11 protein-coding genes are annotated in these 13,952 nt (G+C 70.0%); 1 reads left to right on the top strand and 10 read right to left on the bottom strand.

Annotated features, from left to right (window positions below; all coding sequences use genetic code 11):
* Positions 1-53 precede the first annotated feature (53 nt).
* From ABZX37_RS18615 to ABZX37_RS18595, 5 genes are all read right to left on the bottom strand, one after another.
* Entirely contained in the window at positions 54-707 is a 654-nt protein-coding gene (locus tag ABZX37_RS18615; protein WP_354740962.1) for a cutinase family protein, read from the bottom strand.
* A gap of 73 nt (positions 708-780) precedes the next feature.
* Positions 781-3,225, bottom strand: a complete 2,445-nt coding sequence (locus ABZX37_RS18610; RefSeq protein ID WP_354740960.1) for a penicillin acylase family protein — start codon at positions 3,223-3,225, stop codon at positions 781-783.
* A 60-nt stretch (positions 3,226-3,285) separates the two neighbouring features.
* Positions 3,286-4,344 (bottom strand): alpha/beta hydrolase-fold protein, encoded by a 1,059-nt coding sequence (locus tag ABZX37_RS18605; protein WP_354740958.1) that lies wholly within the window; start codon positions 4,342-4,344, stop codon positions 3,286-3,288.
* Positions 4,345-4,499: 155 nt separating this feature from the next.
* A complete protein-coding gene (locus ABZX37_RS18600) occupies positions 4,500-6,269 on the bottom strand; it encodes a chloride channel protein (protein WP_354740956.1) in 1,770 nt (589 codons plus the stop codon).
* A 150-nt stretch (positions 6,270-6,419) separates the two neighbouring features.
* Entirely contained in the window at positions 6,420-7,391 is a 972-nt protein-coding gene (locus ABZX37_RS18595) for a pyridoxal-phosphate dependent enzyme (RefSeq protein ID WP_354740954.1), read from the bottom strand.
* Between the two features lie 91 nt (positions 7,392-7,482).
* Between ABZX37_RS18595 and ABZX37_RS18590 the strand changes: the two genes are divergently transcribed.
* Positions 7,483-8,214: a CPBP family intramembrane glutamic endopeptidase gene (locus ABZX37_RS18590; RefSeq protein ID WP_354740952.1), complete on the top strand. Its 732-nt coding sequence runs from the start codon at positions 7,483-7,485 to the stop codon at positions 8,212-8,214.
* A 9-nt stretch (positions 8,215-8,223) separates the two neighbouring features.
* On the opposite strand, the gene ABZX37_RS18585 is transcribed toward ABZX37_RS18590, so the two are convergent.
* The 5 genes from ABZX37_RS18585 to ABZX37_RS18565 form a co-directional block, all read right to left on the bottom strand.
* Complete coding sequence (locus ABZX37_RS18585; protein ID WP_354740951.1) at positions 8,224-8,823, bottom strand: hypothetical protein; 600 nt, start codon at positions 8,821-8,823, stop codon at positions 8,224-8,226.
* Positions 8,824-8,916: 93 nt separating this feature from the next.
* Complete coding sequence (locus ABZX37_RS18580; protein ID WP_354740949.1) at positions 8,917-9,903, bottom strand: hypothetical protein; 987 nt, start codon at positions 9,901-9,903, stop codon at positions 8,917-8,919.
* Positions 9,904-10,065: 162 nt separating this feature from the next.
* Positions 10,066-12,414, bottom strand: a complete 2,349-nt coding sequence (locus tag ABZX37_RS18575; RefSeq protein ID WP_354740947.1) for a phosphoketolase family protein — start codon at positions 12,412-12,414, stop codon at positions 10,066-10,068.
* Positions 12,411-13,289, bottom strand: a complete 879-nt coding sequence (locus ABZX37_RS18570) for a universal stress protein (protein ID WP_354740945.1) — start codon at positions 13,287-13,289, stop codon at positions 12,411-12,413. Before ABZX37_RS18570 ends, ABZX37_RS18575 begins: the two co-directional genes overlap by 4 nt.
* Positions 13,286-13,888: a CBS domain-containing protein gene (locus tag ABZX37_RS18565; RefSeq protein ID WP_354740943.1), complete on the bottom strand. Its 603-nt coding sequence runs from the start codon at positions 13,886-13,888 to the stop codon at positions 13,286-13,288. Before ABZX37_RS18565 ends, ABZX37_RS18570 begins: the two co-directional genes overlap by 4 nt.
* Positions 13,889-13,952 lie beyond the last annotated feature (64 nt).

Here is a 13,952-nt window from a genome sequence, read left to right as displayed (position 1 = left end):
GGAATCTCAGCGCCGGTGCCGCCGTAACGCCTGGCCCCGCCCAGATCGGTGGCTTACCACGGCATCCAGACGCCGTTGTACCACTGCTCGTTCGCGTTGTCGTTGTGGTGGTTGCCGTCGAAATCGACGTCGTAGTGGTTGATGTGGTCGGCCGGGTACCCCAGCGGGTTGGCGGAGGTGTCGCAGACGTAGTCCACGGTGCAGATCGATTTGACGGGCACATTGCCGAAGAACCGGTCGACCCCGGCGAGCGGAGCGCCTACCGCGGGCCCGAACACTCCGGTTCCGCCGTCGGCTCCCGGAGGTCCTTGCCGCTTCGGATCGGCGACGAGAATGGCGTTGACGTTGTCGAACGACATCCAGTTCGTGGTGACCCAGACGTGCACCACCGCGGCGCCCATGGAGTAGCCCATCATCTTGACGTGCTGGCCCGGGCACGCCGCGCGTTGTTCGCGGACCAGCCGGTTCAGCTCGTTGACGCCGGCCTGGGTGCTGGCGCCGTTGGGGATGTCGGTCGGATACCCGACGTGCTGTGTGACGTTGAAGAACCGGTCGTCCCACCAATGGCTCCGCCACCCGCCGACAGCGATCGAGTAAGTCCCGTCGCACGGTGCCGTGGCGGCCCGCGCCGACGGTCCGGTCCAGACCGAAAGCCCGGTTATCGCCAGCAAACCTGTCACCAGAGCCGCGATGTTCTTCTTCCTCATGCAACCTCTCCGTTCAGTGGGAATCTGCCGCCCGCTCAAGCGATCCGAGGATGACGGCGGGAATCAGGGGTCCTCAGTTCAGGACCACGACCTTCAGCGCGGGCGAGGCGGCGATCTGGTCTTCGGTGAACCGCTCGGGCACCCATTGGCCGGCCGAGAACAACTTGGTCTGGTCGGCGTAGTGCGGCGAGGTCGGGTCGGCCGACTGGGAATACGTCAGCACCGAGGAGGCCTGCGGCGGTCCGTCGGCGGCGAACCGCACCTCCTGGACGAAGCTGGAGCCGAAGACCACGTCCAGTTTGCCGTCGCTGTTCTGGCCCGGCGTGATCACGTTCAGCACGCCCAAATCCGAAAGCGAACCGTGGACCGGGATCTGCTCGCCGTTGCGGGTGACCTTCTGGATGTCCGACAGCGGGGCGTCGAGCGGGATGCCGGCATTGCGCAGTGCGATGACCGCCCGGCCGAACGCGTCGTGCACCGCGGAGTTGCCGGTGTCGAGCGAATTGGGGGTGTGCACCGGATCCCGGACGTCGAAGGGAACCCGCCACGGCACGCTCTTGAACAGATCGCCGCCGGAGAGGTAGAACCAGAAGTTCTCGAACAGCCACGATCCGCGGCTGGCGACGGTGTAGCTGTGGTCCTTCCAGCCGGCCAGGACCGGGCACGCCTCGCTCACGTTCACCAGGACGCCGTCGACCAGGATGACCCCGAACGGAAGGTCGCGGCACATCGACACCACGGAATCAAGCGCCAGATCGCCCGCCCGGCTGCGGTCGGCGAACAGCAGCTGCCGCATGGTCTCCGGGGTGAATCCTCGGCCGGGAAGGCCGTCGGCGCCGTTGATCCGGTTTTGCGCGGTCAGGATCAGCTGCTGGGTTCGCAGCGACCGCGGGGTCGCCGAATCGCCCATGACCCGGGGGTATGCCAGGGGCTGGGCGGGATTGGACAGCCAGGCGCTGTCGTTGGCGTTGCCGACGAAGTCCGACCGGATCAGGCGTGGCTGCCGGTGCGGATCCAGGACGCCGGGGGCGGCGGCGTTCGGGTCGTTGGGCCAGTCGCATTCGCCGCGTTTGCCGTCGAAGATGGAGATCGGCGGCACGTCAGGCAGCTTCACCTGATTGAACAGCAACTGGCCGGTAAGGGTGAGACACGATTGCGCGTGCTCGTCGGTGATGTTCGGGGCGGCCTGGATGTCCGCGTACAGCGCGTTGCCTTTGCGGTCGGCGGCGACGGTGTTGAAGAAGGGAACTCCCTGTGTCCGCTCCAGGGTGCTGACCACTTCGTGCACGTCCTTGGCCCGGTCGAGCCGGAACCAGGTGTTCAACGCCCGGAGGTTGTCCATGTTCACGTCGCGGACCGCGTGCGCGCTGACCACCCAGGGCAACGGAACGCCTTGGAGCGAAGTGGTGATCGGGCCGTACCGGGTCGACCACAACGTCCTGGTGACCGTGCCGAGCGAACCGTCCTTGTTCAGCACCTCGACGCTGACCTGCTGCGAGGTCATGTTCTCCCACTTGCCGTCGACCAGGTAGACGGTGGGGTGCAACGGATCCACCTGCACGTCGAAAAGACCGAACGGGGCCACTGTCGCGACCGTGTGGCTCCAGGCGACGTCGTTGTTGTGCCCGATGTTCACCGCGGGAAACCCGAGGAGGCTGGCACCGGAGACGTCCGCTTGCCCCGGGATCGTCAGGTGGCTCTGCCACATCCGGTTCTTGCCCTGCCAGGGAAAATGCGGGTTGGCCAGGAGCATGGCGGTGCCCCCAGACACCCCTTGCGCACCGACCGCCAGCGCGTTGCTGCCCATTCCCTGCCGGCGCGCGGCAGCCACCGCGTCGGCGATCCGGCGGGCGGTCTCCTCCGCGGGGAGCGCCCGCGGCGGCGCGGCGGCCCCTGCCGGCGCGGCGTTGACCTCGCCGTCCAGCAGTGCCTCCGCGCTGCCCATGATGATCTCGGCGTGTGCGTGCCGGTAAACGTCCGACTCCGCGATGGGGCGAACCCAGGCGGCGCCGCGGCACGCCGGATCGGAGATGTTGTCCGCCCCGGTCTCGGCGAGGTACCGGTTGTACCCCTGGACGTAGCCGTGAATGGCTTCCTTCACCTCCGGCTCCGGCCCGTCGGGGGCAGGCTGGGCGGCCAGGCGCTCCACTACGTGGTTGTCGTTGATGCGCTGGAAATACAGATCGCTGTTGAGGTTGGTGGTGGTGTTCTGGTGCTCCCCCGGGCTCGCCTTGCCGTCGGGACCCAGGAATCGGGATCTGCGGCCGTTGACCGTCAGGTAGGTGTCGGCCAAAGTGCAGATGTTGTCCTTGGCCGCGGCGTAGCCGTATCCTTCTCCTATTCCTTCCCAGTTCGACGCGATGATGTGCGGGATGCCGTACTCGGTGTAGCGAATCGTCGGCTGGTCCGGCCCGTGGTCGGTCGCCATGGCCGGGACCGTCGCCGTCGTCGCGGCCAGCAGCACCGCGGCCGGGAAAGCCAGCGACAATCCGGTTCTCGGTCTCCTCCTGCTCGCCATCGAACCGTCCTTCCTCGCGGTTAAGGCGAAATCAGCGGGTCGTTTTCCTTGCCGGAGAACTCAGGCGGCGAAAGCTTTTTCCAGGCGCGGGAGGTAGTCGACGAGATCCTGTTCCCAGCAGTAGCCGTTGTGACCGCCGTTGCAGTTCGTTCCCCACGTCGCGCCGTTGCCGTAATCCACGTAGTAGTACGGCATCCGAAGAGCGTCGAGGTGATCCTTGACGTGCTTCGCCGCGCCTTCCAGCCAGAATTCCAATGCGTCGTTGTTGCCGACGTAGATCGAGACTCCGACACCGGCCAACTTGTCCACGTGCGTCGAAGGATCGGCAGCGTTCCACAGCCGATCGGCGTCGAATACCGGGTAGGGCGAGCCGAACAGGGCGTCGCTGTCCACGCCAGGCGCGTAGGAGTCCTGGGTGCAATTGTCGGCGCCGGACGCGGAAGCGCAGATCGCGCCGACGGCGTTGGTCACCGTGGCGACAGCGACCATCCGCAAGTCCATCGAGTCCACCGACAGATCGATGTCTCCCGAGAGCGAAGCGACCTGGCTGAACAGATCCGGGCGGTCCTCGGCGTAGTGCAAGGCCCCGAAACCGCCCATCGACACTCCCGCGACCGCGCGGCCCTTCTTCGCCGCGATGGTGCGCAGGTTGGCGTCGATGAACGGAATCACCTGGTCGAGGTGGAAGTTCTCCCAGTTCTGCGCGCCCAGCACGGTGTTGCGGTCACGCCAGTTCGCGTACCAGCCGCGGTGGCCGCCGTCCGGGATGACCGTGATCACCGAACTGGAGGCGGTCAGCGCCGGATAGCCCTGGGCGGCCGGGTCGTCCGGGGATCCGTGCAGGAAGTACAACACCGGATAGCGCTTGGCCGGGTGGGAGTCGTAGCCGGCCGGAAGAATGATCTTGAGGTGATGCGGGCCGGCGACCTGTGCGGTGGTCACGGTGAGGACGAAGTCGGTGCCGGTTCCGGTCGCCGAACCGACCTGGGTCAGCCCGAACCCGTCGGCGAGGACAGGCGGGGCCTGCTCGTCCGCGTGCGCGGCGGGTGGCGCCAGCACGGCGAGAGCTGTCACGACCGCGGCGGCCAGCCTGGCGGGAGCGCGAGACAGGGACCTCACCGGAGGAGTCCTTCTTCGAGGTGGAGCGCCCGTATCGCCATGCGGCCAAGGATCGCCGCTCGAAACCGGACAGGCCAGGCCACGAACCGGCCACTTTCGGCCGATCTCCAGCCGGGAGCTCTCGGGACGCGGTCGCCGTTCCGAGAGCCAGCTCCTCAGCGGCGGTTCACCGCGGGTTCCAGCGCGCTCAGCACCGACTGGTGCGTGATCCACCCCGTCAGCTCGTCAGTCCCGGTCAGCACCGGAAGGCCGGTTCCCGGCGCCTGGCTCAACGCGTCGAGCGCATCAGCGAGCGTGGAATCGCTCGTCACCAGCGGAGGCAGTTCGGCGAGATCTCCTACCCTGCCTACGTGGTCTTCGGCCACTGCCTCGGCGACCGCGCGGGCGGTGGCGCAGCCCTGGTACCGGCCGTCCTCGTCGATGACCGGCAGGATTCCGTGGCCGGACAGCGCGAGGGCGTGCGCGGCCAGCTCCAGCGGCAGGTCCTCGCGCAGCGGCTCCGGCAGCGGTTCGGTGACCGCGGAGACCTTCGTGCCCGCCAATCGCCGCGCGGAGGGGTGTTTGTCCAGATCGATGCCGCGGCGACGGAGCTTCAGCGTGTAGATCGTGTCCCGGCTCAGCGCGCGGCTCACGGCCGTCGCGATCACGATCGCGGTCAGCATCGGCAGGATCACCGAGTACTGCCCGGTCAGTTCGAAGAGCACGATCACCGCCGTGATCGGGGCCCGCGCCGAACCGGCGAATGCCGCGCCCATGCCGATCAGCCCGTACACGCCCGGCGACGCCGTCACCGACGGGAACCACGCGTGCACCGCGATCCCGAACGCGGTGCCCGCCATCGCGCCGATGAACAGCGACGGCGCGAACACCCCGCCCGAGCCGCCGATCCCAATGGTCAGGCTGGTCGCCACGATCTTCCCCAGCATCAGGACCAGCAGGAACCCGAAGACGTACTTGCCTTCGACCGCGTTCTGCAGCACGGGATAGCCCACCCCGTACATCTGCGGCAGCGCCAGCAGCAGCCCGCCGAGGAAGATCCCGCCGACGGCCGGGCGCAGCCACTCCGGGCCGCGCCACAGCCGGTCGCACAGGTCCTCGATCCAGTACAGCACCCGGGTGAACAGCACCCCGCACGCGCCGACCACCAGGCCCAGCGCCACGAACAGCAGATACTCCACCGGACTGCGCAGCGTGAACGGCGGCAGGTCCAGGAACGGCGCGTTCCCCAGCACCGCCCGCCCGACGACGCTCGCCGTCACGCTCGCGAGCACCACCGCCCCGAACGATTCCGCCGCGAAATCCCGCAGGATCAGTTCCATCGCGAAGAACGGACCGGCCAGCGGCGCGTTGAAGGTCGCCGCGATCCCGCCCGCCGCGCCGCACGCCACCAGCACCCGCAGCCGCGATTCCGGCAGCCGCGCCGCCCGGCCCAGCGCCGAACCCAGCGCGGACCCGATCTGCACGATCGGACCTTCCCTGCCCACCGAACCGCCGGACCCGATCGTCAACGCCGACGCCAGCGCCTTCACCACGCTCACCTGCACCGGAATCCGCCCGCCCCGCTCGGCGACGGCGTACATCACCTCCGGCACCCCGTGCCCGCGCGCCTCCGGGGCGAACCGGTAGACCAGCGGCCCGTAAATCAGGCCCGCGATCACCGGGGCCAGCAGCAGGAACCACGGTCCCAGCGCCGGGAACCACGAATGCGCCGCCCGTCCCGCGTCCGAGTAGTCCGCGTGCCCCGAGAACACGTGCGTGAACGTGGTGATCAGCCACCGGAACACCACCGCGCCCAGCCCCGCGCCCGCCCCGATCAGCACCGCCAGCCCGACCAGCCCGGTCCGGCTCTCCCGCACCCACCGGCCCACCGGCTGGCGCACCGGCACGACCAGCCCGCGTTTCCCCGCACTCTCACCCGACGACATTGATGCAGTATGCAACAATTGCCCACGGACATGGTTGCGGGATCGCTCACACCTGACCGGGCAGCGATTCCTCAAGCACCGCAAGGGCTTTCGTCCGTTTTGCCGGGAGTCTGGCTGCTTCCGCCGTCACCGAGCCGATCCTCCAGGCCTCTAGTGCGAAGCCGCGCCGACCCAGCGGTGATAGGCGGCTGGGTCGACGTTGCTGCCGCAGACGATGGTGGCCACGTGCCGTCCGGCGAAGCGGGCGCGGTCTTCGAGGATCGCCGCGATGCCAAGTGCGGCAGAGGGTTCGACCACGAGGCCAGCGCGGTCGAGCAGCAGCCGCATCCCGGCGACGATCGAAGACTCCTCGACCAGGACTGCGTCGTCCGCGAGCAGGAGCAGGTCGTCCAGGACTGCCGGGATGGGCCGCCGTCCGGCGACGCCGTCGGCGATGGTGTCGGTCGAGTCGGTCGTGACGACGCGCCGTTCGCGCCAGGAGCGGGTCATCGCCGGTGCGCCCTGTGGCTGGACGCAGATCACCTCGATTTCAGGCGCACAAGCCTTGAGCACCTGACCGATGCCAGTGGCCATCGCGCCTCCGCCCAGCGCGATCAGGACGGCGTCGAACGAGGGCTCCGTCGCCACCAGTTCCAGTCCGATGGTCCCCGCGCCTTCGCAGGTCTCGACGTCCAGGCTGTCTTCGACCAGTCGGATGCCGTCGTGCCGTGCGATGGCGACCGCGCGCTCGCGAGCCTCCTCGAAGTCGCCGTCGACCAGCTCTAACTTGGCCTCCAGCGCGCGGATCCGATCGAGCTTGATCGCGGGGGCGAAGCGGGACGCCACGACGGTGACGTCGAGCCCTCTGCGGCGACCGGACCACGCGAGGGCTTGGCCGAGGTTGCCCGCGCTGGCGCACACGACGGCCGTCGAGCGGGTGTCGGCGAGCAAGCTGGTGATCACCTCGGTGCCGCGCGCTTTGAAGCTGCGGACCGGGTTCGCCGTTTCGAGCTTGATGCTCACCGCGCACCCGAGGTCGGGTTCCAGCGCCTCGCAGCGATACAGCGGAGTGTCGAGGAAAACTGGGTCGATCTGCTGGCGGGCTGCCCGGATCCGAGCGAGGTCGAGCCGTGTCTCCTGCACGGACGCAGCGTAGCCGCCGGGAGGCCTCGGCGAACCTGATGAGGAAGGGCGATCGAGCCGTCGATGCCGTCGCGAGGCAGACTGAATCACGATGTCCTTCCCCGCCATTGTCCCGAAACAGCCGCAGGGCACCGCTCACCGGACCGTAGCGGTGGCTTTTGCCGTGCTGCTGCTCGCGACGGCCACCGTGCTGGCCAACCGGGTACTGCCCGGCTGGGCCTATCCAGTCTGCGGAACGGTCACTGCGGCCGTGCTCCTGCTCCTCGCGCGCGCAGTCGGCATCGGCTGGGCGGAGATCGGGTTCAGCCGCCAGCACGCGCGCCGGGCGCTCCGGTTCGGGCTGGGCGGTTTCGCCGTCGTGGTGCTCGGGTTCGGTCTCGCCGCGGCGCTCCCGCCGCTGGGCGTGCTGTTCCACGACGGACGGGTCGGCTCGCACGGATTCGGCCAGCTCATGTGGCTCGCGCTGGTCCGGATCCCGTTCGGCACCGTCCTGGTCGAAGAAGTCGCCTTCCGCGGCGTGCTCCCGGCATTGCTCGGCGGAGGCGAACGCTGGCGCTGGCGGCCGGTGCTCGGCGCGTCCGCGCTGTTCGGTCTGTGGCATCTGCTGCCGTCGCTCGCCCTCACCCAGAACGAGGCGGTGCGCCAGACCGTCGGCAGCCTGCCGCTCGCGGTGGTCTCGCTGCTGGCGATGCTCGCCGCGGCCGCGGTGGGCGTTTTCCTCTGCTGGTGGCGCTACCTCGGCCGCGGTCTGCTCGCTCCGGCGCTCGTGCACGTGGCCACGAACTCGGTCGGGCTGGTACTCGCCTGGGCGGTCGCCCGCTGAACCGAACGCTCACGGATGGGTGTGCTTCTCCTGTTCGGCATCCCATTCGCGCTGCCATGTCGCCATCCGGTGCCGGTTCAGCGCGAACACCGTGCCCGCGCACATCAGGGCCACCAGCAAGCACACCGAAACCCACAGCCCCAGTGCCGCGCACACCGCGTCGACCAGCACGGCGGACGCGGTCAGCGGCGGCGCGGCCGGGTTTCCGGCCCGGTCCACCCAGATCGGGACCTGGTCGCCGCGCCGCGCACCCTCGCCGGCCGCTACCTCGCCGACCCGGCGCAATCCGTCCGGCGCCTGCCAGGAGGCGGCGGTCAGCGCGGAGCCGGCGAAGACCCCGCTGCGTCCGCTTACCGTGGTAGCCGGGCCGTCGGTCAGCAGCACCGCGGTCGCCTGGCTACGCTGCGCCAGCTCACGGGTCGAGACCGGTTTCTGTGTCCGGTAAAGCTCCGACCCGGCGGCAGCCGAGAACGGGACCGCGGCCAGCCCGACGAGTACCGGCGCGACGAGAAGGCCGGCTTGGAATCGGTCCGAAGCCCGCGCTACTGAAGCGGGTCCCGGAACGAGCAGGTGCCACCACTGCCTGACGCGGTCAGCCGACGCTTCCATCTCTCGTGCCTTTCGTGCGACCCCTCCACCAGGATCGCCCCGCAAGCACGCTGTCCACAGAGGACTTCCGCCCTGCTGCGCGCGCCGGAATGCTCACAACGCCGGGACTTCCGGCGAACTCCGCACCGTCGTCACTTCGGCAGCGGGCCGTCGCGCGGTCATCCGCGTCGGCAGCCCGTATCCGATGCGCAGCAGCGTGTGCACGTGCCCCAGGTCGTGGAAGGCCGCCAGCAGCTGGGCCCGTGTCGACCGTGCCTCGAACGGCTGGGACAGGAACGACGTCGCCAGCCCCTCGGCGGTCGCGGTCAGCAGGACGCGTTCCATGATCATCCCGCCGCGGACCTCGGCCGCCATGCCCTGGTCCCGGGTCAGCACTGCGGCCAGCACCGGATCCTGCTCGAACGGCCGCGGCGGAATCGACCGGTTCTCGTGCGACGCGCGCAGCGACACCACGCCGGGGATGTCCGCGGGCGGACCGAACGCGGCAGTGGGCACGCCGTCCGGGCACTCCGCCGCGCGACCGGTCCACTTCGCGGTTTCCGCACGGAAGTCCGCGTCCGTGGCCTGTTCGGTCTCCGCCCGGCGCACGAGCGCGGTCACCTGGGCGTAGCGGCCCGAGCTGTCCAGGAAGTCCAGGTGGCCGCCTTCGCCCAGCGCGGCCGAGCGCAGCAGCGACCGCGCCGACGGCGGCACTGCCCGGTCGGACAGCGGACGCCGGTTCGTGTGCCGCCGGTAGACCGCCTCGACGAGCCGTCTGTCCAGAGTGGACGGACGGGTGTTGCCCTCGATCGAAACCACCGCCAGCAGATCGCGGTCAGCCGCCTCCGGGGCGATCCGCACGCGGCTGCGCACGCCGTTGACCCGCAAGGTGAGCATCAGGTTGCACACCGCCGCGCCGCAGGACAACCGAGCCTCGCGCCCGGCCGGGTCGGCGACCGGCAGGACGCGGTCGCGGTCCAGCCACACCTCGATCCGAGGCCCGTCGACGACGAACCGCCACGGCTGGGTGTTCTGCGGGGACGGCGCGCGCACCGCGGCGGCGAGCGCTTGGTCGACGACGAGCGGCAGGAAAACGTTCATGGGAAGTCTCCGGGTGTGGGGTACTGAACCGAGCGTCTCTCCCCGAGGGCTCGCGAAGTAGCGGAACCTGTCCCGAATTCGAGGGACCAACGGCCCTCAGGGAACCCGGCGATCCGGGATCGGATCCGCCGGTGCGGAGCAGGGGCGCGGCGGAAACGGCGGCTACCGGCCCCACCACCGCCACTCCCGCACCTCGGGCAGGTCCTCGCCGTGCTCGGTGATCCAGCGCCGGTGCCGTTCCTGCATGCGGGTCATCCGCTGCCGCAGCGGCCCGGTCGTGGCGAGCAGGCCTGGAACCCGGTCCAGCACGTCGATCACCAGCTGGAACCGGTCCATCCGGTTGCGCACCAGCATGTCGAACGGCGTGGTCGTGGTGCCGTGTTCGGTGTAGCCGCGCACGTGGAGCCCGGCGTGGTTCGTCCGGCGGTAGGCCAGCCGGTGGATCAGCCACGGGTACCCGTGATAGGCGAAGATCACCGGCCGGTCCGGGGTGAACAGCGCGTCGAACTCCCAGTCGCTCAGCCCGTGCGGGTGCTCCGCCTCCGGCTGCAGCCGCATCAGGTCCACCACGTTCACCACTCGGACCGCCAGCTCGGGCAACTCCTCGCGCAGGATCGCCGCCGCGGCAAGGATTTCCAGAGTCGGCGCGTCGCCCGCGCACGCGAGCACGACGTCCGGTTCGCGGTCCGAGTGCGTGCTGGCCCATTCCCAGATACCCAGGCCCCGCGCACAGTGCAGGGCGGCTTCCTCGGCGTCGAGCCAGTCCGGTGTCTCGTTCTTGCCCGCGACGACCACGTTGACCAGATCCCGGCTGCGCAGGCATTGCGCGGCCACCTCCAGCAGCGTGTTCGTGTCCGGCGGGAAGTACACCCGCACGACCTCCGGGGCCTTGTTCGCCACGTGGTCCACGAAACCCGGGTCCTGGTGGGAAAACCCGTTGTGGTCCTGGCGCCAGACGTGCGAGGTCAGCAGGTAGTTCAGCGACGCCACCGGCCTCCGCCACGGGATCTCGCGGTGCACGCGCAGCCATTTGATGTGCTGGTTCACCATGGAGTCCACGATGTGCGCGAAAGCCTCGTAGCAGGAGAACAGCCCGTGCCTGCCGCTCAGCAGGTAACCCTCGAGCCAGCCCTGGCACAGGTGTTCCGACAGCACCTCCATGACGCGCCCGTCCGGGGCGAGGCGGTCGTCGGGCGGGCCGGTCGGCAGCTCCCAGGTCTTCGCGGTCACGTCGTACACCGCGTCGAGCCGGTTCGACGCGGTTTCGTCCGGGCCGAACAGCCGGAAGTTCGCGCGTTCGGCGTTGCGGCGGAACACTTCCCGCAGGAACCGGCCCAGCGCGCGGGTCGGCTCCGAAGCCCGCTCCCCCGGTGCCGAGGTCTGCACGGCGTGCTCGGCGACCGGCGGCAGCGAGAGCGGGCGCAGCAGCACACCGCCGTTCGCGTGCGGGTTCGCGCCCATTCGTCGCGAACCGGTGGGGATCAGCGCGGTGACCGCCTCGGTCGGGCGGCCCGCGGAGTCGAACAGCTCTTCCGGCCGGTAGGACCGCAGCCACTCTTCGAGCTGCCGCAGGTGCGCCGGGTCCTCGCGCACCCGGGGCAACGGAACCTGGTGCGCCCGCCAGGTTCCGCAGACCGGCTCACCGTCCACTGTGGCCGGTCCTGTCCAGCCTTTGGGCGTCCGGAGCACGATCATCGGCCACGGGTCGCCGCGGCGGATCAGAGCCCAGTCGGCGACCACCGCGTCCAGCGCCGCGGCCATCTCCTGGTGCATCGCCGCGGGCTCGTCGCCCTCCACGAACACCGGAGCCCAGCCCGCGCCGCGCAGCAGCGAGTCCAGTTCGGACGGCGGGATCCGGGACAGGACAGTCGGATTCGCGATCTTGTACCCGTTGAGGTGCAGGATCGGCAGCACCGCCCCGTCGCGGCGCGGCTCCAGGAACCGGCTGGCCTGCCAACTGGCCGCCAGCGGGCCGGTCTCCGCCTCGCCGTCGCCGACCACGCACGCGACGAGCAGGCCCGGGTTGTCGAACGCGGCTCCGAACGCGTGCGCGAGCGAGTAGCCCAGTTCGCCGCCCTCGTGGATCGACCCGGGCACGTGCGGGGACACGTGGCTCGGCACCCCGCCGGGGAACGAGAACTGCCGGAACAGCCGGTCCATCCCCTCCTCGTCGCGCGAAACCTCCGGCCACAGCTCGGAATAGCTGCCCTCCAGCCAGGTGCTCGCGAGCAGCGCCGGACCGCCGTGGCCCGGCCCGGTCACGAACATCGCGTCGAGATCGTGCGCCAGGATCGCGCGGTTGAGGTGCGCGTAAACGAAGTTCAGGCCGGGCGAGGTGCCCCAATGCCCGAGCAGCCGCGGTTTCACCTGCCCAGCGGTCAGCGGCTCCCGCAGCAACGGATTGCCCATCAGATAGATCTGACCCGCGGCAAGGTAGTTCGCGGCTCGCCACTGGGCGTCGACCTGCGCCAATTCCTTCTCGGCGAGCGTCGCTGCCGGAGCCGCGGTCACCGCCTCGAGTCCCGCACCACGAGCACCGGGCAGGAGGCGTGGTGGACCATCGCCTGGCTGGTCGAGCCGAGCAGCATCCCGGCGAACCCGCCGCGCCCGCGGCTGCCGACGACCAGCAGTTGCGCGCGGCTGGACTCGTCGAGCAGCACGTGCCGCGGCCGGTCGCGGACCACCTTCCGCCGCACCTCGACGTCCGGGTACTTCTCCTGCCAGCCCGCGAGCCGCTGCGCCAGCAGCCGTTCCTCGGCGGGCTCCAGGCTCTCCCACTGCGGCATGAGCCGCGCCGAGCTCTCGGCCGAGTCGTAGACGACGTCGATCCAGGCATGGACCGCGACCAGCGGCACCTGCCGGAAACTGGCCTCCTCGAACGCCGTCCCGAGCACCGCGTCGCTGCTCCAGCCGCCGTCGACGCCGGCCACGACCGGCCCGTCGCCCTGCCTCCCGCGGACCACCGCCACCGGGCACCCGGCGTGGCTGACGACCGCCCCGGTCGTCGCTCCGACCAGCATGCCCGCGAACCCGCCGATCCCGGCGCGGCCGAGCACGACCAGCCGGGCCGCGTGGGACCGCGCGATCAGCAGGGCCGGCGCCGAATCGGTCAACGCCTCGCTGCTGACCTCCAGGGAGGGGTCCACCGAAAGCGCCAGCTCGCGCGCCTCGGCCGCGATGCGCTCTCCGTCCTGCCGGATACTTGCGAACAGCCCGGCGCTTTCAGCGGGGCCGCCGCCGTAAACCAGCCCGGCCAGCTGGAGGCAATGCACCAGTTCCAGTTCGAGATCGCGTCCCGAAGCGAGCCGCGCGGCCCAGCGGACCGCGTCCGCCGAGCCCTCCGAACCGTCGACTCCGACGAGCACCGTGCGGGTCCAGCCAGTCATCTCTCCACCTCCTCCGCGGACGCGAAGTCCGCTCCGACCACGCCGGGCACCGCCAGTGCCAGCAGCGTCGCGACGTGGCGATCGGTTTCGTCGTCGAAAAGGTCGACGATCCGCACGATCCCGTCGTGCACCTCGACTTTCCAGCGGCCGGTGCCGCCGTAAATCTCGAGCCGGTGCCGCACGTCCGCGGCGATCGCGCTGTCCTCGCGGGCGAGCACGCGCACGACGTCGCCGCGCGTCACGATGCCGATCACCCGGCTCCCGTCGACGATCGGCATCGCCCGGATCCGCGCGTCCACCAGTGCCTGGCACAGATCGGCGACGTCGGTGCCGGACGACATCGCGGTCGCCGGAGACGTCATCACCGCGCCGACAGTCGTCTCAGCGGCTTCTGAATGGTGCGGGTACGCCGACCGCGTCTCGACCGGGATGCAGCCGCGGATCAGGTCGGCCTCGGTGACGATGCCGATCAACCGGTCGTCGTCCACCACCGGAAGCGCGGTGAAGCCGTGCTCGGACAGGATTTCCGCCGCCTCCTTGACGGGTGTCTGCGGATCGACTGTCCACACTGGCGCGGACATCAGATCACGTGCGCGCATCAGGTCCGTCCTTTCCTTGTGCGCCAGAGCTTTCCGGCGCGACGCAGCCCGGCGCCGTCCTCGA

The organism is Amycolatopsis sp. NPDC004079 (assembly GCF_040610415.1).
Classification (GTDB): domain Bacteria; phylum Actinomycetota; class Actinomycetes; order Mycobacteriales; family Pseudonocardiaceae; genus Amycolatopsis; species Amycolatopsis halotolerans.
Note: the sequence above shows the minus strand (reverse complement) of the source record. Positions and strands in the feature narration are given on the sequence as shown.